This is a genomic window from Caballeronia sp. ATUFL_F1_KS4A (assembly GCF_023630905.1).
Classification (GTDB): Bacteria; Pseudomonadota; Gammaproteobacteria; order Burkholderiales; family Burkholderiaceae; genus Caballeronia; species Caballeronia zhejiangensis.
Genome location: NZ_JALQEB010000037.1, coordinates 166,662 through 187,424 on the forward strand (window position 1 = coordinate 166,662; position 20,763 = coordinate 187,424).

Annotated in this window: 16 protein-coding genes and 1 pseudogene; 9 read left to right on the plus strand and 8 right to left on the minus strand. The window is 64.4% G+C overall.

Translation table 11 applies throughout. The features are described from left to right. Positions 1-33 precede the first annotated feature (33 nt). The 5 genes from NCS03_RS24385 to NCS03_RS24405 all read right to left on the minus strand — a co-directional run bounded on the left by NCS03_RS24385 (position 34) and on the right by NCS03_RS24405 (position 6,635). Positions 34-1,731, minus strand: coding sequence for a type VI secretion system Vgr family protein (locus NCS03_RS24385; RefSeq protein WP_250529976.1), 1,698 nt, complete (start codon positions 1,729-1,731; stop codon positions 34-36). A gap of 190 nt (positions 1,732-1,921) precedes the next feature. After that, positions 1,922-3,301: a CoA transferase gene (locus tag NCS03_RS24390; protein ID WP_250529977.1), complete on the minus strand. Its 1,380-nt coding sequence runs from the start codon at positions 3,299-3,301 to the stop codon at positions 1,922-1,924. A gap of 48 nt (positions 3,302-3,349) precedes the next feature. After that, positions 3,350-4,351: a 4-hydroxythreonine-4-phosphate dehydrogenase PdxA gene (pdxA, locus tag NCS03_RS24395; protein ID WP_008347439.1), complete on the minus strand. Its 1,002-nt coding sequence runs from the start codon at positions 4,349-4,351 to the stop codon at positions 3,350-3,352. A 35-nt stretch (positions 4,352-4,386) separates the two neighbouring features. Continuing rightward, positions 4,387-5,640, minus strand: coding sequence for a four-carbon acid sugar kinase family protein (locus NCS03_RS24400; protein ID WP_008347441.1), 1,254 nt, complete (start codon positions 5,638-5,640; stop codon positions 4,387-4,389). Beyond that, positions 5,637-6,635, minus strand: a complete 999-nt coding sequence (locus tag NCS03_RS24405; RefSeq protein WP_250503529.1) for a 2-keto-3-deoxygluconate permease — start codon at positions 6,633-6,635, stop codon at positions 5,637-5,639. The genes NCS03_RS24400 and NCS03_RS24405 overlap by 4 nt, the downstream gene beginning before the upstream one ends. 263 nt (positions 6,636-6,898) lie before the next feature. Between NCS03_RS24405 and NCS03_RS24410 the strand changes: the two genes are divergently transcribed. Then, positions 6,899-7,678 (plus strand): DeoR/GlpR family DNA-binding transcription regulator, encoded by a 780-nt coding sequence (locus NCS03_RS24410; RefSeq protein ID WP_008347445.1) that lies wholly within the window; start codon positions 6,899-6,901, stop codon positions 7,676-7,678. Here NCS03_RS24410 and NCS03_RS24415 read toward each other — a convergent pair. From NCS03_RS24415 to NCS03_RS24425, 3 genes and pseudogenes are all read right to left on the minus strand, one after another. Then, positions 7,659-7,856 (minus strand): annotated as a pseudogene (locus NCS03_RS24415) (thiolase C-terminal domain-containing protein); the annotation flags it as partial. The gene NCS03_RS24410 and the pseudogene NCS03_RS24415 overlap by 20 nt on opposite strands. A 205-nt stretch (positions 7,857-8,061) precedes the next feature. Continuing rightward, entirely contained in the window at positions 8,062-10,557 is a 2,496-nt protein-coding gene (locus tag NCS03_RS24420) for a hybrid sensor histidine kinase/response regulator (RefSeq protein WP_008347449.1), read from the minus strand. Between the two features lie 437 nt (positions 10,558-10,994). Next, entirely contained in the window at positions 10,995-12,332 is a 1,338-nt protein-coding gene (locus NCS03_RS24425; protein ID WP_250529978.1) for an aminotransferase-like domain-containing protein, read from the minus strand. 99 nt (positions 12,333-12,431) lie between these two features. Between NCS03_RS24425 and NCS03_RS24430 the strand changes: the two genes are divergently transcribed. The 8 genes from NCS03_RS24430 to NCS03_RS24465 all read left to right on the plus strand — a co-directional run bounded on the left by NCS03_RS24430 (position 12,432) and on the right by NCS03_RS24465 (position 20,747). Further along, positions 12,432-13,046: a DJ-1/PfpI family protein gene (locus NCS03_RS24430; RefSeq protein WP_250529979.1), complete on the plus strand. Its 615-nt coding sequence runs from the start codon at positions 12,432-12,434 to the stop codon at positions 13,044-13,046. 198 nt (positions 13,047-13,244) lie between these two features. Beyond that, positions 13,245-13,940 (plus strand): GntR family transcriptional regulator, encoded by a 696-nt coding sequence (locus NCS03_RS24435; protein ID WP_239295565.1) that lies wholly within the window; start codon positions 13,245-13,247, stop codon positions 13,938-13,940. 38 nt (positions 13,941-13,978) lie between these two features. Beyond that, entirely contained in the window at positions 13,979-15,244 is a 1,266-nt protein-coding gene (gene mtnK / locus NCS03_RS24440; protein ID WP_250529980.1) for an S-methyl-5-thioribose kinase, read from the plus strand. An 11-nt stretch (positions 15,245-15,255) separates the two neighbouring features. After that, a complete protein-coding gene (mtnA, locus tag NCS03_RS24445) occupies positions 15,256-16,335 on the plus strand; it encodes an S-methyl-5-thioribose-1-phosphate isomerase (protein ID WP_250529981.1) in 1,080 nt (359 codons plus the stop codon). Then, the gene (locus NCS03_RS24450; protein WP_250437085.1) at positions 16,332-17,003 is read left to right on the plus strand and encodes an L-fuculose-phosphate aldolase; all 672 of its coding nucleotides are present in this window, start codon (positions 16,332-16,334) and stop codon (positions 17,001-17,003) included. Before mtnA ends, NCS03_RS24450 begins: the two co-directional genes overlap by 4 nt. Before the next feature lie 74 nt (positions 17,004-17,077). Beyond that, on the plus strand, positions 17,078-18,193 hold the full coding sequence (locus NCS03_RS24455) for a sugar ABC transporter substrate-binding protein (protein ID WP_008347464.1): 1,116 nt from the start codon (positions 17,078-17,080) through the stop codon (positions 18,191-18,193). A gap of 20 nt (positions 18,194-18,213) precedes the next feature. After that, positions 18,214-19,749, plus strand: coding sequence for a sugar ABC transporter ATP-binding protein (locus tag NCS03_RS24460; RefSeq protein ID WP_250529982.1), 1,536 nt, complete (start codon positions 18,214-18,216; stop codon positions 19,747-19,749). After that, entirely contained in the window at positions 19,746-20,747 is a 1,002-nt protein-coding gene (locus NCS03_RS24465) for an ABC transporter permease (protein WP_175983266.1), read from the plus strand. Before NCS03_RS24460 ends, NCS03_RS24465 begins: the two co-directional genes overlap by 4 nt. Positions 20,748-20,763 lie beyond the last annotated feature (16 nt).

A 20,763-nucleotide genomic window follows, 5' to 3' on the forward strand; every position in this document is an offset into this window, starting at 1 on the left:
CGAAGGGCCGCGTCAGCGGCCCTTCGTCTCAGATCAACCGGAATATCTGTGCCAGAGAAAGTTCGTCTTCGTCCTCTTCTGCGCATCGGCGGAAAGGAATAGTCCTTTACCGGCGCGAAGCGCTCCCCACGAATCGGAGCGAAGCTCATAGCCTTCGCCGCGCTTCTGCCTTTCGGCGTTGACGATGTAGCCCAGGTTCAGTTGCGTCTTGCCGCCGTACTCGGTGGCGAGCTTCACGCCTTCCTTTCCCTCGGCGTCTTCGAGCCTGAGCTTGTTGTTGCGGATGGTGCGAATGCTGTGGCGCGTGTTCCATCCATTGCGCCCATGAATTAGGTCGGTCGCGTGGCTGTGGTGGTGAGCGTGGGCGATATAAGGACACCGCGGATCGCCGCCCGCGAAGGCTATGCCGACCTCGGTATCGCGCAATAGCGGCAGGTGAAAGCCCGTCTGATTCGCGCCCGCGAACGGTTTCGCGAGCCGCAGGCGAACGCTCTCGCCGCCTCTGGGCCATTGATCGGTGTCGAAGTCGAAGCGCACGGTGTAGTGACCGTTCTCGTCCAGCTCGGCGTAATCGCTGTCGTCACGCGTGGTGATGCGCGCGCTCAACGTGCCGACGATCTTCGGCCACGAGTGCTCCTGCATCGGAATCCGGTAGGGGCGCTCGGCAGGAATGGCCCGGAACGTGTTGTGATACGACTTGTCGCGCCCGGCTTCGTGGATCACTTCGGACAGCACCATGCCATGCGGCGCATCGGGCAGCTTCTCGTCGAGCCGCACCACCAGCCCCGGACAGAACGCCGAAACCGTGCTCTTGCCGTCAAAACGAATCTGTCCGGACAGCGCTTCTTCGTGCCGCAGTTGCGCTTCGAACTTGGCGGCGTCGGCGTCGAGATGGCGGCTACCCCACGTATAGGACTGTCCGTAGGTGGTTTTATCGTCGCGCGCGAGATTGACTTGCGCTTCGATCGGCTCCCATGAACGCAGGGGGTTGTAGTCGCGAACGCGGATCGACTGCGCGACGGTCACGCTCTGCTGCTGCAATGACAAGACCGCTTCGTGGCCCGTTTCCAGCCCTGAAGTCTCGCGATAGAGCACGTTGGCGCGCAGCGAATAGTCGTATCCATCGATGTCATCGGCGAAGATGACCTGATCGCCGAAATCGCCGGGGCGCGTGTAACAGAACAGCCCCGCCTGACGCATCAACAGATGGATGAACGCCCAGTCCGATAGCTGGTGCTGCATGTGAAAGACGAGCTTCTGAAACTTGCGCCGCAGCTTGAACGCGAACTGATGCGTGAGGAAAACGTGATCGCGCAAGATCGCCTCGATGATCTCGGGCACGGTCTTGTTCTGGTAGATGCGCGAGCGCTTGGTGATGCGCAAACGCGCAAGCGGCGATTCGACCACGACGCGATACGCGCAGAAGTCGCGCGTCTTGCGAGTTCGTGTGAAGCGCGTGATGTTGCCGTTCCACTCGCGCGGCGTGCCGTTGCCGGGTAACGGCTCGATGCTGAACGTCGCGTTGTGCCCGAGATAGTCGGCGCGCGCCAGTTCCACATTGGCAGTCAGTTCAAGCGTGATGTGATACGGACTGCCTAGCCGCTCGATCGCCTTGACGGAGATGATCGAGAGGCCGTCGCTCGGCGGTGCGCCTCGCACCTTGAGATAGTAGTTCTGCCTGCCCGTGATCCAGCGCGCGAGGGCGGTGGATCGCTTTGATTGTGCTTCCATTGCGTGATCCGTGCGAAATCGGGGATGTCAGGCGGAATGCCTGACGATCGGCCGAGAGTTGACACTGACCACGACTTTTAGATGGACATCACAGTGAGCGCAAGGAGACTTATCTGAATAAAAGTAAGGACTCCGTCGACCAAGCGGTCCATCGACCGTCGTTACTCGCTCGACTGCGCAAGCCCACCCCTCACCACCGCGCCTGCGCCGTCCCCGGCGGCGCCGATTCCCTCGCATACCCCGCCGGCGTCCGCGCAAGTTGCGCGCTCGGCCGCACCGCCATCAACGCACCGAATCCCGATTCATACCGCTCCATATACGGCGCGAGATCCGGCTTTGCGATAGCGAACCCGCCGTCCACACGCCCGAGCCCGCGCAACCAATGTCCCGTCTGCGCGAGCGAAACCTCCACATGCCAGCTTCCGCCCTCACGCTGCTGCTTCCACAGCGCCGCCGCCGCGCCGAACGCCATCAAAAATCCGCTCGCCATGTCGAGCATCTGCATCGGCAAGACGCGCGGCTTGCTCTCGCCGGCTGCTTCTCCCTCCGCCGCGTTGAAGCCCATCGCGGTCTGCACGAGCGAATCGAAACCGCGTCGCGCGGCCCACGGTCCCTCGGCGCCATACGCGCTCAACGACGTATAAACGATGCCCGGCCGATGCCGCGCCACTTCATCCGGCCCGAATCCCAGCGACGCGATCCCGCCCGGCCGATACCCCTGCGCGAACACATGCCCGTCATCGATGAGATGCCAGAGCGTCTCGCGATCCGAAGGCGACCGAAGATCGAGCAGCGCCGATCGTTTTCCGCGGCTCGTATCCGCGATAGCCGGAATATTCGGCAGATGCGGTCCGTTCACGAGCATCACGTCCGCGCCGAACGCGGCGAGCGCGCGCCCGCCGACCGGCCCCGCGAGAATGCGCGTGAAATCGAGCACGCGCAGGCCATCGAGCGGACGCGCATCCGCCGATAAAGAAGGCAACGCAAGCGCGGGCGCATCGCCGATACGCGTGATCGTCATCAACGGCTGCGCGGCTATAGCCTGGCCCTGCGGCGTCGCATCCCATTCGTCGAACGTCCGCAGCATCGTCACGACGAGACCGCGCTCCGCCGCCGCGTTCTCGTAGTCGCCCGCGCGCCACGAAAGCAGCGCGCGTTCGGCGTCCTCACGCGTCGCGGTGCGCGGATCGATCCCGAGCAGACGCAGCGCGCCATCCTGATGATGTTCGAAGTTCGCATGAATCCGCACGTAGCCATCGGCGCATCGATAGAGACCGGAGAAGCGTCCCCATGTCTCCGGCTCCTTGCCGTCCACCGTGAACGCGCCGGTGCATTCGACCGCCGCGTGCGTCATGTCGACGGACACGCGCTGCCGCTCCACGCCGCGCGCGAAACCAAGCTCGCACGCCGCGAGCGCCGCCGCGCCGATGGTCGCCTGCGCCGCCGTGCCGACAGCGAAACTGGAAGGGAAAACCGGATCGCGACCCGGAAGGTCGATGAAAGAAAGCGCATCGTCGGGCAAGCCGGCGATGCGCCATAGGCTGCGCAGCGTATCGAGAGAGGAAGTCATGTCGGGCGCTCCTGAGTCGATGGAGCGCCCATTATCACGCCATATGCGTCATTGACGCCGCGTCGCCAGCTCCGCGCCCTGACGCAGCGCTTCGAGCATGCTGCCTTCATCGGCGATGCCCTTGCCCGCGATATCGAACGCCGTGCCGTGATCGACCGACGTGCGGATCACATCCAGACCGACGGTCACGTTCACGCCCGCTTCGAGACCGAGCACCTTCACCGGACCGTGACCCTGATCGTGATACATCGCGACGACGAGATCGAAGTCGCCACGCCCCGCGCGATAGAACAGCGTATCGGCGGGCAGCGGGCCAGTCACATCGAGGCCGCGTTCCTGCAAGAGCTTCACCGCGGGAATGATCTTTTCCTCTTCCTCGCCGTAACCGAACAGACCGTTCTCGCCCGCGTGCGGATTGATCCCGCACACGCCGATGCGCGGCTTCGCGATGCCCGCCTTCACGAGCGTCGCGTTGCCGCGCTCGATCGTGCGTTGCACGAGACCCGGCTCGATCTTGCGGATCGCATCGATGATGCCGATATGCGTCGTCACGTGAATCACGCGCAATTGCGGCGCGACGAGCATCATCGACACTTCTTCCACGCCCGTCAGATGCGCGAGCATTTCCGTGTGGCCCGGAAACTTGTGGCCGCCCGCGTGCAGCGCTTCCTTGTTGAGCGGCGCGGTGCAGATCGCGTCGATCTGATTCGCCTGCGCCAGTTCCACGGCGCGCGCGATGTACTGGTAAGCCGCATCGCCCGCAACGGCCGACAGTTCGCCGAAGGGCAGGTCGTCGGGGATGAGACCGAGGTCGATGCAGTCGATCACGCCCGGCTCGTAGCGCGCTTCGGTCGCGTCCTTGATGCGCCGCACCGTCGCCTTGCCGCCGACGATTTCGTTGGCGCGTTCGAGACGCCGCGCATCGCCGATCACGAGCGGACGGCACTGCTTGTAGACCGCGTCGTGCGCGAGGCTCTTGACGACGACTTCCGGTCCGACGCCGCTTGCGTCGCCCATCGTGATGCCGATTACGGGGAGATAGTTGCTCATGATTTTCGTCTGGTGATGTCTGTTTTCAACGCGCTTCAACGCGCGAGGGGAATATCCGCGCCGCGCAAATGCAGGTACGCGCCGAGCAGCGCGTGCTCGCTGCCGAACGCGCCGGCCTTGGTGACGACCGACGGCCCTTTGCCGTTCGATGGCCGTCCGAGCGCGACGCCCGCTTCGATTTCGCGCACGAGTTCGAGGCTGCCGACGTTCGCGGCGGCGAGCATCGCGCGCGCCGTTTCGCCGCCGGTCGCGATCAGCCCGCCGAGCGCATCGAAATGCGGCGCGACGAGCGCGGCGAGCGCGTTCGACAAGCGCGCGCCCTCGGCGGGATCGAACGCGTCGTCGCGGCCGATTCGCACGATCGCGTCTTCCTTGCCGCGCACCGCGTCGCCGATGCGCGCGCTCCACGTCTGCCATTGCGGATGACGCGCGCCGTCGCGCAACACGGCGGGCGGCACGATCATTTCGCACACGCCGGCTTCGGCGCACAGCAGCGCGCATTGACGTTCGGAGATGGCCGACAGGCTGCCGACGAGCGCGAGAATCGGGCCTTGCGCCGGTTCGATAATGCTCGCCGACTGCGTGGAAGCGTCGGTATCGAAGAGATCGGGCAGCGCGGCGAGTTCGCGGGCGAGTCCGCCGGAGCCGACCCAGAAGAACGGCTCATCGACGGAAGCGCTCACGCGTGCGAGCGATGCGAGATCGTCGCTGGTTTCGGCATCGACGATGATCGCGTCGATGCCATTGCCCGACGCCGCCGCCGACGCGATCATCAGCGCGACTTCCTGCGGCGCGGCGCGGAACGCATCGAGCGGAACATGCGCGGCGCGCAGGCCGACCGCGTCCAGCAACTCGCGCAAGCCGGCATGCTGCCCGGCGTGTTCGAGCTGCCACGTTTCCGTGTCTTCGAGCGGCACGCCGCGCACGAACACGCGCGCATCGCGCACCGTGCGGCCCGTCGCGGGAAACGCGGGCGTGACGATCGCCGGACCGGCGACGCGCGTCAGCGCCGCGACTTCGGCGGCCCAGTTGCCGCGCAACGTCGAATCGATCTTCTTGTAGAGACGCCGGCCCGGCGCGCGCAACGCGTGCCACGCGTCGGCCGTGCGCTTCGCGGCGTCGGCGGGCGCGAGGCGGCGCGTGTCGGTGTCGGCGGCGACGACGGTCGCGTTCGCGTCCGATGCGCCCGCGTCGAGCGACACGACCGTCTTGCGGCCCGCCGCCGCGAACGCGATCGCGCAATCGGCCGCGCCCGACAGATCGTCGGCGACGATCAGCAAACTCTTCATTGCGTGGCCCCCCGAGCCTTCGCGGACGAACCCGCATCGCGCCGCGCGTTCACGCGTTTCGCGATGGATGCGGTCAATATCGGCGACACGATCGCCGTCACGACGACGCACGCCGCGACGAGCAGCGTCGCCGACTTTGCCGCTTCGTTGTACACCGGATTCGCCGCCGCGATCAGCGCCGGAACGGCCGCCGCGTTGCCCGCGGTGTTCGCTGCCGCCGCGCCCGCCACGCCCGTGCCGCCCGTCAGACGATCCGCGAAATAGAGCGGAATGCCCGTCACGATGACGACCGCGAAACCCAGTCCGATGCCGAGCAAACCGGCTTGCCAGACCTTGTGCAGATCGAGGCTCGCGCCGAGCGCCAGCGCGAAGAACGGAATCATCACCGGGACGGCGCGGCCGAGAAACTCGCGCATCTCGCGATCGAGATTGCCGAGCAGCATGCCGACCGCGAGCGGCAGAATGCTGCCGACGAGCGTCGGCCACGGAAACGCGGACAAACCGGCGACGCCGAGCGTGACCATCGTCAGGAACGGGCCGGATTCGAGCGACATGATCGTGTACGCGCCCACGTCTTCCGAGCGGCCGTACTGGCCCATCAGCGCCATGTAGAGGCCGCCGTTGGTGTCGTTCATCGCGGCGACGACGGCGAGCGTCGAAATGCCCGCGAACAGTCCCGATGAAACCGGCTGCTCGCCCAGGAAATGCCCGAGCACGATGCCCGCGATGATTGCCGTGCCGACCTTCGTCACGAACAGCGCGCCGCCTTTCTTCAGCAGATAAGGCGTCGCCTTCACGTCGATGCTGGCGCCCATGCATACGTAGAACACCGCGAGAATCGGCAGCGCGCCGGTGAACAGCGCGTTCGTGAACGAGCCGAAGAACTTCGGCATGCCCGGCATGAACGTGGCGATCAGCGAGCCGATGAGCAACGGGACGATCATCATCCCGCCAGGAACGCGCTCGACGGCGCGCTTGATGTGAAGTTGAGCCATGAAGTCTCCTGAGTGGTCTTTGTCCGATTCGATCATCGATTGATCGAATCGATCAAATCGCAGTGTAGTCCTCCCGTTTGTTTTGCGCAATTTGGTCGTTCTAGGCGTTTACTCTGATCGATGTCGATCATTCCGACTGCTCGAATGACCAAATCGATCAAAATATCGGCCGTGCGCTCGACACGAACCGCGAGCATTCGACGGACCCGGCCGGTTCGCTACACTGTGCGTCGCCGCCAGAACCGTCAAAAGAAAGGAACAGGATGAAAGTCGAGAAACGCCGCGAAGCCATGTTGAAGGCCGTGCTCTCCGGCATGAACGATGTCGCCGCGCTGTGCGAGCACTTCGGCATGTCCGAGGCGACGGTGCGCCGCGACCTGCGCGCGCTCGCCGACGAACGGCGCATCGTGCGCACGTATGGCGGCGCGGCGTCGGTCGGGATGCACGAGCCGGAAGAATCGCTCGATACGCGGCGCGAGAGCTATCGCGAGCAGAAGGAAGCGATCGCGCGCGCGGCGGCGCGTCACGTTCAGGACGGCGACACGATCTTTCTCGACGGCGGCACGACGACCGCCGCGCTCGCGCGCTGCCTCGCCGGGCGCACCGAGATTCACGTCGTGACGAACAATCTGCTGGCGGTGAACACGCTCGCGGCGGCGGATGTGCGCGTGACGCTGATCGGCGGCGACGTGCGGCCATCGAGCATGAGCACGCTCGGACCGATCGCGCAGGTGGCGCTCACGCGCGTCACGTTCGACAAGGCGTTTCTCGGCGCGGATGGTGTCGTCGCGGGCCGCGGGCTGTGCGAGGCGACGGCGGAGCAGGCGTTTCTGAAGGAATGCATCGCGGGCCAGGCGGCGGGCGTGTTCGTGCTCGTCACGTCGAACAAGCTGGAGCGCGCGAATCAGCAGCACTGGACGCCGCTGGAACGCAACTGGACGCTCGTCACCGATGCATGGGCCGAAGCGCCGGTGCTCGCGCGCTTCGAAGAGCGGGGGAATGTGACGGTGGAGACGGCGCAGGTTACGTCGAAAGAATCGTGACCAGCGCGACGGCGGAATCGCCTGCGAGCTGACCGCCGTTATGCTCGGCGAGCGCGACTTTCGCGCCTGGCCGTTGCCGCGCGCCCGCCCGGCCGCGCAACTGCTGCGTCAACTCGACGATCTGCGCGAGCCCGGTCGCGCCGACCGGATGACCGCGCGAAAGCAATCCGCCGTTCGGCCGAAAGCGACGGCGGCGAGGGCAATCGCGGGCGCCGTGCCGGCCATGCGCGTCGACGAATTTCTCGACGACAGCGATTTCCTCGCCGACGTGCTCTCGTCCGCGCGCGATGCGAACGGCAGGTTCTGGCCTGTGCTGAAGCAGCCATATCCGCTGACGAAAACGCCCGCGCGCGTGCGCGCCGCGCCGGGCGCGCCGCAACGCGTCAGACGCGCCCCGCCAGCGCCAGCACGCGCTCCAGCTCCGGAAGATCTACCGGCTTGACGAGATGCGCGTCGAAACCGGCGGCGCGCGTGCGGGCCATGTCCTCGTCGGAGCCGAGGCCCGTCATCGCCGCGACGATGACGTGCTTGCCATCGTCACGCATGCGGCGGATCACGTCGAAACCCGTCAGGCCGGGCATCGACAGATCGAGCAGCACGACCTGCGGCCGCGCCGCTTCGAACGATTCGAGCGCGTGCGACCCGTCGTAGGCGGCGCGCGCGTTGTGGCCGAGCATGTCGACGAGCAGCGTCATGCTGTCGGCGGAATCGCGATTGTCGTCGACGACGAGCACATCGAGCTGACGTCCCGCCGTAGCGGCCGGCGTGCCGCTCGCAGGCGTGCCGCGCGCGGGCGGCTCGGCGAGCGGCAGCCACAGCGAGAACGCGCTGCCTCGTCCGGCGCCGCCGCTTTTCGCCTCGACGTGGCCGCCGTGCAGTTCCGCGATCGCGCGCACGAGCGTGAGGCCGATGCCGAGCCCGCCTTCGTCGGCATGCGCGCCCGGCGGATGCTCCTGCACGAACAGATCGAACACGGTGCCGAGCGCTTCGGGCGAGATGCCGCGGCCTTCGTCGATGACCCGCACCAGCACCGTGCCCCCGCGCGGGCCGACTTCGAGCGTGATGGTCGAGCCGTGCGGGCTGAATTTCGACGCGTTGTTGAGCAGATTGTTGAGCGCCTGCACGAGCCGCGTCGGATCGCCGTTGACGAAAAGCGGCTGGCCGCTGTCCTGAATGTCGATGCGCTGTCCGCGCTCGTCGAACGATGGCTGGCTCGCCTCGACGCTCAGGTGCACGACATCCGCGATATCGACGATGTCCGTCGAAAGACGGATCTTGCCCGAGCTGACGCGCCCCGCTTCGAGCAGATCGTCGACGAGCTTCGTCAGATGCGCGAGCTGGCGGTCGACGATCTGACGGCTGCGGATCACGTCGGCGTCGTCGGACGATTTCAGCTTGAGGATGCTGACCGCGTTGCGGATCGGCGCGAGCGGATTGCGCAACTCGTGGCCGAGCAGCGCGAGGAACTCGTTCATGCGCCGGCTCGACGCTTCGAGTTCTTCGAGACGCCGCCGCGCGGTCATGTCGCGCGTGATCTTGACGAAGCCTTGCGCGCCGCCGTTCTTGTTGGGCAGCGCGCTCAGCATGACGTGCGCCCAGAACTCGGTGCCGTCCTTGCGAACGTGCCAGTCCTCGTGTTCGACGCGGCCGCGCTTCGCGGCGAGCGCGAGATCGTCGGTCGGACGGTCGCGGCCGTGTTCGTCCGAGGTGTAGAAAAGCGCGAAATGCCGGCCGATCGCTTCGGCCGCCGTGAAGCCGTAGATCTCGCGCGCGCCTTCGTTCCACGAGCGCACGTAGCCGTTCTGGTCGAGCATGCAGATCGCGTAGTCGCTCACCGAATCGATGAGCAGGCGCAGCCGTTCGTTCGCCTCGTTCGCGACGTGCCGGTCGGTGATGTCGTGCACGAAGCACGCGAACTGGCGCTGGCCTTCGTACCAGACTTCGCTGATCGTCAGCTCGGCGGCGAACTCGGTGCCGTCGCGGCGCAGCGCGGGCAACTCGACGCGCGTGTTGATGATGCGCGCCTCGCCCGTCGCGAGATAACGCGTGAGGCCCGTGCGGTGCGCGTCGCGAAAGCGTTCCGGCACGATGAACGACGCGAGTTCCCGGCCCGCGACTTCGCGATGTTTCCAGCCGAAAAGCACGCTCGCGGCCTCGTTCCATTCGACGACCATGCCGGCTTCGTCCATCGATACGAATGCGACGTGCGCGTTGTCGAGCACGGTCTGACGGCGGCGCAGGGCGTCGGCGAGCTTCTTCTCGTATTCGATGCGCAGCGACGACTCGACGGAGAGATCCGCGGCGACGCTGGCTTTCTCCCGCAGCAGCGCGCGATTTTCCTGCGCGATCTCCTCGCGCGCGATGGTTTCCGCGATGCACGCGCAAAACGCATCGAGGATGCTGATGTCCGAATGTCCGAAATAGTCGACTTCGCCGGAGATGAGCTTCAGCACGGCGACCGAGCGGCCTTCGTAGACGACGGGCGCGACGACCATCGACACGGCGCCGACGGCTTTGCACGCCGCGCGGTCGACGCGATGATCCGTCGCCGAATTGCGGCAGATGAGCGCTTGCTGGCGCGTGATGCAAAGCCCGGACAGACTGCCGGCCGTGGGCAGCCGCACGCCGATGTGCGCCGCCGCCTTGCCGCTTGCCGCGCGGTAGTGGAGCGTGTCGCCCTCGATCCATTCCACGACGGCGGACGCGACGCCCGCGACTTCTCTCAGCGTGTCAGTGACTTTCTGCAGATAAGCGTTAAGCGGGAGCCGCGAATGGGCGAGGCTGGCGAACGTGGCGAACCATCGCTGGAAATGCGCCTGACGCGTATGTTCCGCCTTGATTTTCTTTTCCGGTGTCGACGCCTCGTATTGAGTCCGCATAGGGTATTTCCAATCGATGGATTCGCGATCTTCGAGTCGCGGAGATATCGGGTTTTTTGCGACGGATTAATCGCTCAATTGGAACACAAATACGGCCGCAATCGTTTGCTGTTCGAGAAGATTTTTAGAGGCTTGGGCCGCCGATGAAGCGCGTCGGGGCGGCATGCCGGGGATTATTGACTGGATCGTAAGCCGTTATGGGCATAAGTGCGACAAATGACCGGTTGTGCATTCGCGGATTTATTGCGTGAGTATTAATTCCGTGCCGATGGGCGGACGGCGGTAAATTCGGCTTGCTTTCTTTCGCGCGTTCGGATTTGCGATGCGGGAAAGGACCCCTCGCGGCGGATAGTTTATTTCGTTATCCGGAAAATGCGGTTCGCCGAATTGGTTTATTGGGCGATTATTACGCTATTGCTTTTGCGGTTGCTTCAGGTTCAATACGCATACCTCGCCACGACTTCGGCGACGCGCCCCAACGCGTCGCCCAACGTCGCCACATCCACCGATCCCAGCGCCAGCCGCAGCGCATGCGGCACCTGCGCCGCCGTGCAAAACGGCTCGGCCGTCGATACCGAAATCCGCTCTTCCATCAGCCCCGCCGCGACGCGATCCGCGCGCACTTCCTCGGGCATCGGCAGCCACAGAAAGTACGACGCGGGATGCGTCACGCGCTTCAAACGCCCCAACGCACGCGCCGCGATGAGCTGGCGCATCGACGCATCCGCGCGCTTTTCCGCTTCGAGTCTCTCGACCGTGCCGTCCGCGAGCCAGCCGCACGCGATGGCCGTCATGACGCCCGGCGTGTTCCACGTCGTCACGCGGATGGCGCGCTCGATCTTCGGCACCCATGCGGATGGCGCGACGACATAGCCGACACGCAGTCCCGTCGCCACGTTCTTCGAAAAGCCGGATACGTACACCGTCAGTTCCGGCGCGATCGCGGCGAGCGGCGGCGGCGCGTCATCGGCGAGAAAGGCATAGGCCGCATCCTCAATGATGAAAAAGCCATGCCTGCGCGCAAGCGCTGCCAGTTGCCTGCGCCGCGTCGCCGTCATCACCCAGCCGAGCGGATTGTGCAGCGTCGGCATCGTGTAGACCGCGCGCACGCGACGCCGCTTGCACAACGCCTCGAGCGCGTCGGGATCGGGGCCCGTGCCCGATGCGCGTATCGGCGCGAGTTCGATCCGGTGCGCGTCGGCGAGCAGCTTGAAGCCGGGATAGGTCAGCGTATCGACCGCGACCACATCGCCGGGTTTCAAGAGCGCCATGAGCGTCGTGGCGAGGCCGTGCTGCGCGCCATCGACGAGCATCACGCGATCCGCGCTCACATCGAGACCACGGCGCGCGAGATGACGCGCGACCGTCGCCCGATCGCGTGCGCGTCCGCCATGCGGCTGATAGCGCAACAGCGCTTCCAGATCGCCCGCCGATGACAACTGCCGCAACGCACTGCGCAACAGTTCCGCCTGGCCGGCGAGCGCGGGGTAGTTGAAGTTGAGGTCGACCATGTCCGCGGCGATCGCGACCTGATCGATGCCGAGCGCTCGCGAAAGCGTCGTTTCCCTCACGAACGTACCGCGTCCCGTTTCGCCGCTGACGAGTCCCATCGCGTTCAGTTCGGCATACACGCGCGTCGCGGTCACGATGCCGAGCCGCTCGCGCGCGGCCAGCTCGCGATGCGTCGGCAGACGCGTGCCGGGCTTGAGGCGGCCGGAACGAATGTCATCGACGAACCTGTCGACGATCTGCTTGTAGCGCGGTGGTTTCGGCATGAGCGCCCATTCCCGATGTATCCATGACAATTGTTTGATTGTATTCGTCTCGCGCCGTAGCATGCACTCATGCGTTCCATGCGATGAAAGGAGAACAACATGCATATCGCCATTCTCACGTTCGACGGCTTCAACGAACTCGACTCACTGATCGCGCTCGGCATTCTCAATCGCGTGAAAAAGCCTGGCTGGAAGGTGTCGATTGCATGTCCGTCGAATGAAGCGCGTTCGATGAACGGCGTCGTGCTCAAAGCGCAAGCCACGCTCGAAGACGCCGCGCAGGCCGATGCCGTGATCGTCGGCAGCGGCATGCTCACGCGCGAAGTCGTCGCGGATCAATCGCTGATGGCGCGCATCAGGCTCGATCCCGCGCGTCAGTTGCTGGCGGCGCAATGCTCGGGCACGCTCGTCCTCGCGAAGCTCGGACTTCTTCGGGACGTCCCCGCCTGCACCGATCTGACGACCAAGCCGTGGGTCGAGGAAGCGGGCGTGCGCACGCTCGATCAGCCGTTCGTCGCAAACGGCAATGTCGCGACGGCGGGTGGGTGCCTCGCATCGCAATATATCGCGGCGTGGGTGATCGCGCGGGTCGAAGGCGTCGAAGCGGCGCGCAGTGCAATGCATTACGTCGCGCCCGTCGGCGAAAAGGAAGCCTACGTCGAGCGCGCGATGAAAAACATCGCGCCTTACATCGACGTCGCCGCGCTCGCCTGAGTGGCGAAAAATCGTGCACCGCAAAGCCCGTCGCATTGCGCGCGACGGGCTTTTTCATGCTGCACGTGCGCAAAGAAAACCGCTTGTATAAAGCAGTAAACGCTTCGGGAAAGTCCCTACGGAAACGTCAGACGTCTGATGTATATTTCATGGACTGTCATCCGAGAGAGCCTCATGCGACTGAGCGTCGAGCGATCGATGAGCGACAAGATCCAGGAGTCGCTCCTCACCATGATCCGCGAGCGCAAGCTCAAGCCCGGCGACCAGATTCCCACGGAAATAGAGCTTTGCGAGCTGCTCGGCGTCGGACGGTCGAGCTTGCGCGAAGCGGTCGCGCAGATGATCTCGCATGGCTTGCTGTCGCGTCAGCAAGGCAAGGGCACCTTCATCAGACAAATTTCGCTGAAGCTGCACGGCGGACTCGATGATCTGATGTCGGTGACGGACATGATTCGCAGCGTGGGCGCAGTGCCATCGACGAGTCGCATCCACACGGACACCGTCGCCGCATCGGAAAGTCTCGCGGAAAAGCTCGCGATCAGGCCCGGCGATCCATGCGTGCGAATCGAGCGCGTGCGGCGCGCGGACGACGCCATCGCCGCGTATTGCATCGACACGATCCCGAAGCGCGTGTTCGATGCGGCCGAAGGCGATCTGGGCGAATCGCTTTTCGGCATGTTCGAGCGCACGGGACGGCGGCTGTCGCATACACATACGTCGATACAGCCGACCATTCTCACGCCGCGCGATCTGCCCGAACTGGGCGACGGTTTCGGTCTGTTTCTGCTGCTGGACGAAGTGGATTTCGATCAGAGCGGCGAGCCGCTTTGCTATAGCAACGACTACTACAACACGAGCATCTTCAAGTTCGATCTGGTGCGCAAGCGTCGCTGACTGGGATGCGCGCACGGGCAACATCGGAGGAGACACCGATGGAGTTTGAAGCTTTCACCGCGCAGGAACTCGCTGCCTATCTCGGCGGCGTGCCCGACGTGCGCGCGTTGCTGGGCGAGCCCGACGATCTCGAAGTCGTCGAAGTCGGCGATGGCAATCTGAACTATGTGTACTTCGTGACCAACGCGAAGACGCCGCAGCGCAGTGTCGTCGTCAAGCAGGCGCCGCCGTTCCTGCGGCTCGTCGGCAAGACGTGGCCGCTTTCATGTCAGCGCATGGAGCATGAAGTCGCGGCGTTGCGGCGCTTCGGCGCGCTGTGTCCGCAGCATGTGCCGAAGGTTTATCACGCCGACAGCAAGCGCTTTCTGATGGTGATGCAGCATCTCGCGTCGCATCGCATTCTGCGTCAAGGTCTGATGGATGGCACGACGTATCCGCGTCTCGCGAATCATCTGTCGAGCTATCTCGCGCATACGCTGTTCTACGGCTCCGATCTCTTTCTCGCGCCCGATATCAAGAAGCAGGCCGCGAGCGCCGCGGTCAACTCGGAGCTATGCAAGATCACCGAGGATCTCGTCTTCACGTATCCGTTCGAGGATCATCCGTCGAACATGTATAGCCCCGCCTTGCCGAAGGCCGCGATCGAAAGGTTGCGAACGCACGAGCCTTTGCGCATCGCGGCCGCCGACATGAAGTGGGCGTTCATGAATCACGCCGAGACCTTGCTGCATGGCGATCTGCATACCGGCTCGATCATGGTCAACGAAGACGAAACCTTCGTGATCGATCCGGAGTTCGCGTTCTATGGACCGATGGGCTTCGACGTCGGCGCGCTCATCGCGAATCTGCTGATCGCATATTTCTCGCGCGACTGGCACGGCCGCATCGACGGACGCGATCCCGTCGCGTATCAGGAATGGCTGCTCGAACAGATGACGCGCATCTGGACCGGCTTCAGCGCGCAGTTTCTCGAACTGTGGCGCGATCACGAGAGCCGCAGCAAGCGGCGCTTCATCGGCGGCGAAGCGGAAAGCCGCGCGCTCAGCGCGTATCGCGCGCATTTCATGCGGCGTTTGCTGGCGGATACGCTGGGCTTCGCGGGCTGCAAGATGATTCGCCGCATCGTCGGCATGGCGAAGGTGGCGGAGATCACGCGCATTCCGGATGCCGAGGCGCGCGCGCGTATCGAAGTGCGTTGCCTGCGTTGCGCGGAAGCGTTGCTCGTTGGACGCGCGACGTTTGGCGATATCGAACAGGTTGCGGTGCTCGCGCGCGAAATTCAGCGCGACACCGCGACGATGTGACAGGAGACTTCATGGCTTCGCAGCCCTTGTTCAGCACGCTTCCCCCGACGATCGAATGGCGCGACGGCGATCTGCTGCTGCTCGATCAGACGCGTCTGCCGCATGAGATCGTCGTGGAGAACATCGCCGACGCGAAAGCGGTATGGCGCGCCATCCGCGAGTTGCGCGTGCGCGGGGCGCCGGCTATCGGCGTGGCGGCGGCGTACGGGCTTTGCATCGCGATGCGTGATTCGACGACGCTTCCGGTTGCGCTGTATCGCGCGGAGCTGGAACGTCATGCGAACTGGCTCGAAACGGCGCGGCCTACCGCGGTGAACCTGAGCTGGGGCGTGCGGCGCATGCTGCGTCACGCACGCGATATCGACGCGAAAGATAGCGCGACGCTTCACGCGGCGCTCGTCGAAGAAGCGAAGCGAATCCACGATGAAGATCGCGCGCTGTGCGAAGGCATTGGCGAGCATGGCATGCCGTTGATACGGGAAGGCATCGGCGTGCTCACGCACTGCAATGCGGGCGCGCTCGCGACGACGGGCATCGGCACGGCCACCGCGCCGATCTATGCGGCGCGTCGCGCGGGCCTCGCGTTCAAGGTCTACGCCGATGAAACGCGTCCGCTTCTGCAAGGCGCGCGGCTTACCGCGTTCGAATTGCAGCAGGCGGGCGTCGACGTCACGCTCATCATGGATAGCGCGGCCGCATCGATCATGTCGCAAGGGCTCGTCGATCTCGTGATCGTCGGGACGGATCGCGTCGCGGCGAACGGCGATTTCGCCAACAAGATCGGCACGCTCGGACTTGCCATCGCAGCGAATCACTACGGCATTCCGTTCTATGTCGCGTGTCCTTCATCGACGCTCGATTTGCAAACGGCAAGCGGATCGCGCATCGAAATCGAAGAGCGCGACGCCGAGGAAATCACGCATCTCGCCGGACGACGCATCGCGCCCGATGCGATGCAGGCGCGCAATCCCGCGTTCGACGTGACGCCGCATGCGCTCGTCAGCGGCTTCATCACGGAACGCGGCATCGTGCGCGCGCCGTTCGAGCGCTCGTTGCGCACGCTGTTCGACGCAGAGGGGACCGCCGCATGATCGCGGCCGATGAAAGCGCGTTGCGCCGCGCGATCGTCGATACGTCGCTCGAAATGGAGCGGCTCGGCATCAATCAGGGCACCTCGGGCAATGTGAGCGCGCGGTATCGCGATGGCTTTCTTGTCACGCCGAGCGGCGTGTCGGCGCGCGAGCTCGACGAGCAACAGATCGTGTGGTTGCCGCTCGACGTTACCGACGATGCCGACATTCTTCGTATCGCACGGCCGTCGTCGGAATGGCGCATTCATCGCGACATCCTGCGCGCGCGTGGCGATATTCATGCGGTCGTGCATACGCATTCGATCGCCGCGACCGCGCTCGCCATTCATGGCCGCGACATTCCCGCGCTGCATTACATGGTCGCGGCGGCGGGCGGCAAGTCGATACGTTGCGCGCCTTATGCGATCTTCGGCAGCCAGGCATTGTCGGATCACGCGCTTGCCGCGCTGGACGAGCGTCGCGCATGTCTGCTCGCGCATCATGGCGTGATCGCGCTCGGCACCGATCTCTCGCGCGCCGTGTGGCTCGCGCATGAAGTGGAAGTGCTCGCGAAGCAATATCTGCTGGCGTTGCAGATCGGCGCACCGCCTTTGCTTTCCGATCAACAGATGGAAGAAGTGCTGGAGAAGTTCAAGACATACGGCAAGCGCAATACGGAGGATCGCTGATACGCGCGTGACGGGAAGCGATGCCTCATCGCAAGAACAAATCGCATTGAACAACTCGTACAACGGAGACAGTCATGGCCTGGAGCTCGGCAAGATTCGACAGTTGGGGAACGTTCGGCAAATCCACGGGCGCGGCGTTGCTCTGCGCGGCGGCCGCGTTGAGCGGATGCTCGAAGAGCGACAACTCGTCGTCGACAAGCAGCACCAACGCGGCATCGGGCGCGAACGCGGCGGCTAGCGCGCCCGCGAGTGCGCCGGCCGCAACCTCGGCGGGCGGCAAGACGAAGATCGGCTTTTCGATCGCGACTTTGAACAACGCGTTCTTCGTCGGATTGAAGGCGGGCGTGGAGCGCGGCGCGAAGGATCAGGGCTTCGAGCTCGTGCAGACCAACGCGAACGGCGACGCGCAGCAGCAGGTCAACGATGCGATCAATCTGCTGAGTCAGGGCGTGACGGCGCTCGTGCTGAATCCGATCGATTCGAAGGCGATCATTCCCGCTGTCGAGAAAGCCAACTCGATGAACATACCCGTCTTCACGCTCGATCGTGGATCGGATGGCGGCAAGGTCACGTCCTTCGTTGCATCGGATAACGTCGCGTTGGGGCAGACGGGAGCGAAGTGGATCGCCGAGCAACTGAAGAAGCGCTATGGCGAAGAGAAGGGCAACGTGGTCGACCTGATCGGTCTTGTCGGCACGACCGCCGCGACGGATCGCGAAAAGGGCTTCAGCGAAGAGATCGCGAAGTATCCGAACATCAAGGTCGTCGCGCGTCAGGAAGGCGCGTTCGACCAGGAGAAGTCGCTCAACGCGATGACGAGCATCCTGCAGAAGTTCCCGCAGATCGATGCGGTGTTCGGCGCCAACGATGACAACACGGTGGGCGCGGAAAAGGCCATCGACAATGCGGGCCGCTACAAGCCGCTGGGCGACAAGGAGCACATTCTCGTGATCGGCGCGGACGGCACCGCGCAGGCGCTGTCCGCGATTCGCGCGGGCAAGCAGGATGCGACGATCTCGCAGAACCCGATCCAGATGGCGGCGAAGTCGCTGCAGTTCATCGCGGATTACAACGCGAAGAAGGACGTGCCCGCGAACTATGCGTGGCCGACGATGCTCATCGACAAGTCGAACATCGATTCGGACGAAGTGAAGAAGTACGGCCTGTGGTCCGAGGAAGTGAAGCAGTAAGGCCAACCGGAACGCGCGACATGACAGTCGAAACGGCAGCACTCGCGCACACGGCTTCGCACGCGGCGAAGCCGTTGTTGCACATGCAGGGCATCGTCAAGAGCTTCCCCGGCGTGAAGGCGCTGCGTGGCGTGAGCCTGGAGTTGCAGGCGGGTCACGTGATGGCGATCGTCGGCGAGAACGGGGCGGGCAAGTCGTCGCTCGTGAAGGTGTTGTCGGGCGCATATGAACCCGACGAAGGCACGATCGAGATCGACGGCATGCCGCTCGCGGGTGGCACGAATGCGGCAATCGATGCGGGCGTGGCCGTCATTTATCAGGAGCTTTCGCTCATCAACGACATGACGGTCGCGGAAAATCTGTTCCTCGGCCGCATGCCTTCGCGCAACGGCTTCGTGATGATGCGCGAGGCGAGCACGATGGCGCGCGAAGCGCTCGCGCGCGTCGGCCTCGACAACGTGCCGCCGTGGATGCGGCTCGGCGATCTGCCGTTGAACAAGCGGCAACTCGTCGAAGTAGCGAAGGCGATTGCACGCGATGCGCGCATCCTCGTGATGGACGAACCGACTGCCGCGCTGCAAAGCCACGACATCGAGAATCTGTATGCGGTCGTGCGCCGCCTGCGCGCGGAAGGCATGGGCATCATCTTCATCTCGCATCATCTGGAGGAGGTGTTCGAGCTTGCGGATTCCGCTGTCGTGATGCGCGATGGCGCGACCGTCGGCGCGCGCCCGATGTCTGCATGGACCGAAGCCGATCTCGTGCAGGCGATGGTCGCGCGCAATCTCGAATCGTTCTATCCGTGGGAGCCGCGCGAGTATGGTCCGGTCGTGCTCGAAGTGCGCAATCTCGCGAGCGCGCCGCTTCTGCGCAATGCGAGCTTCACGGTGCGCGCGGGCGAGATCGTCGGCATTGCGGGCATCGCGGGTGCGGGGCGCACCGAGCTGCTGAAGACGATCTTCGGCGCGTTGCCGGTGACGAGCGGCGAGATCCTCGTCAAGGGGAAGAAGGTCAGCAATCATTCGCCGACGCAAGGCGTGCGTCATGGGCTTGTCTATACGTCGGAGGATCGCAAGCTCGAAGGGCTGGTGCTGGAGGCGAATATCGAAGAGAACGTCGCGTTGTCGAGCCTCAAGGCGCTGGCGAGCGGCGGCTTCGTGAGCCGCGCGAAGAAGCGCAGGCTCGCGCAGGAAGCGAGTGCGCGCTTCGGCGTGCGTGCGTCTTCGGTGTTGCAGATCACGGGAACGCTTTCGGGCGGCAATCAGCAGAAGGTGATTCTTGGCCGCGCGACGGCGACGAGTCCGGTCGTCATCATGCTCGATGAACCGACGCGCGGCATCGACGTGGGCGCGAAGTCGGAGATCTACGCGCACATGGTGACGATGGCGCGCGCGGGCGCGGCGGTCGTCATGGTGAGTTCGGAGTTGCCGGAGTTGCTGGGCATGTCGGATCGCGTGCTGGTGATGTATCGCGGCAGCATCGTGACCGAGATCGCGCGCGACAAGGCGGATTCGGAAACGGTCATTCAGTGGGCAACGACAGGAGCAGGCGCATGACCTCCACGGCAGCCGATCGTTCGGATACGGAGGCGCTGTCGCGCCGTGTGATCCGTCAGTTGAGGAGCGGCATCGGACCTTTGTTCGCGGCGCTCGTCATCATCTGTATTGCGTTGTCGATTGCATCGCCCGAGTTTCTTACGACGAGCACGCTGACCAACATCATGGTGCAGGTGTCTGTCGTCGGCATCGCGGCGGTGGGCGGGACGTTCGTCATCATCACGTCCGGCATCGATCTTTCTGTCGGATCGCTGGTTGCGTTGAGCGGGATGGTCGCGGCGACCGTCATGGCGGGGTCGAGTCCGGGCGCGGTCGGATTGGGCGTTGCGGGGTTGTGCGTGGCGCTCGCGGTGGGCGCGTTCGCGGGCGCGCTGAATGGGCTCGTGATTTCGTGGCTGAGGCTCGTGCCGTTCATCGTCACGCTTGCCGCGATGGCCATGGCGCGTGGCCTGACGCTCGCCATTTCCGATGGCCGCACCAAGTTCGATTTTCCTGACGCGTTCACGATGTTCGGTGCGAAGACCGTTGCTGGCTTGCCTATGCCGATGGTCGTGATGCTCGTCGTGTTCGTCGTCGGACATGTGTTGCTGCGCAAGACGACGTTCGGGCATCAGGTGTTCGCCGTCGGCGGGAATCAGGAAGCGGCGCGGCTTGCCGGGATTCCGGTTCGACGCGTGGTGTTTTTCACTTACATGCTTGCCGGTGCGACGGCGGCGATTGCAGGCATCGTGCTCGCCGGGCGGTTGAATTCCGCTTTGCCTTCGGCGGCTAATGGGCTGGAGTTGCAGGTTATCGCGGCTATTGTGATTGGGGGGACTTCGCTGGCGGGCGGGCGTGGGTCCATCGTCGGGACTTTTATCGGTGTCGTGCTGATTGGGGTCATCAATGTTGGGCTCTCTCTTCTTGGGGTGAATCCGTTCTGGACGCAGTTCATTCAAGGCGGTGTCATCTTTGCTGCGGTCTTGCTCGATGCGCTTAGTCAGCGGAGGAAGGTTTGATGGTTTCTGCTTTTTA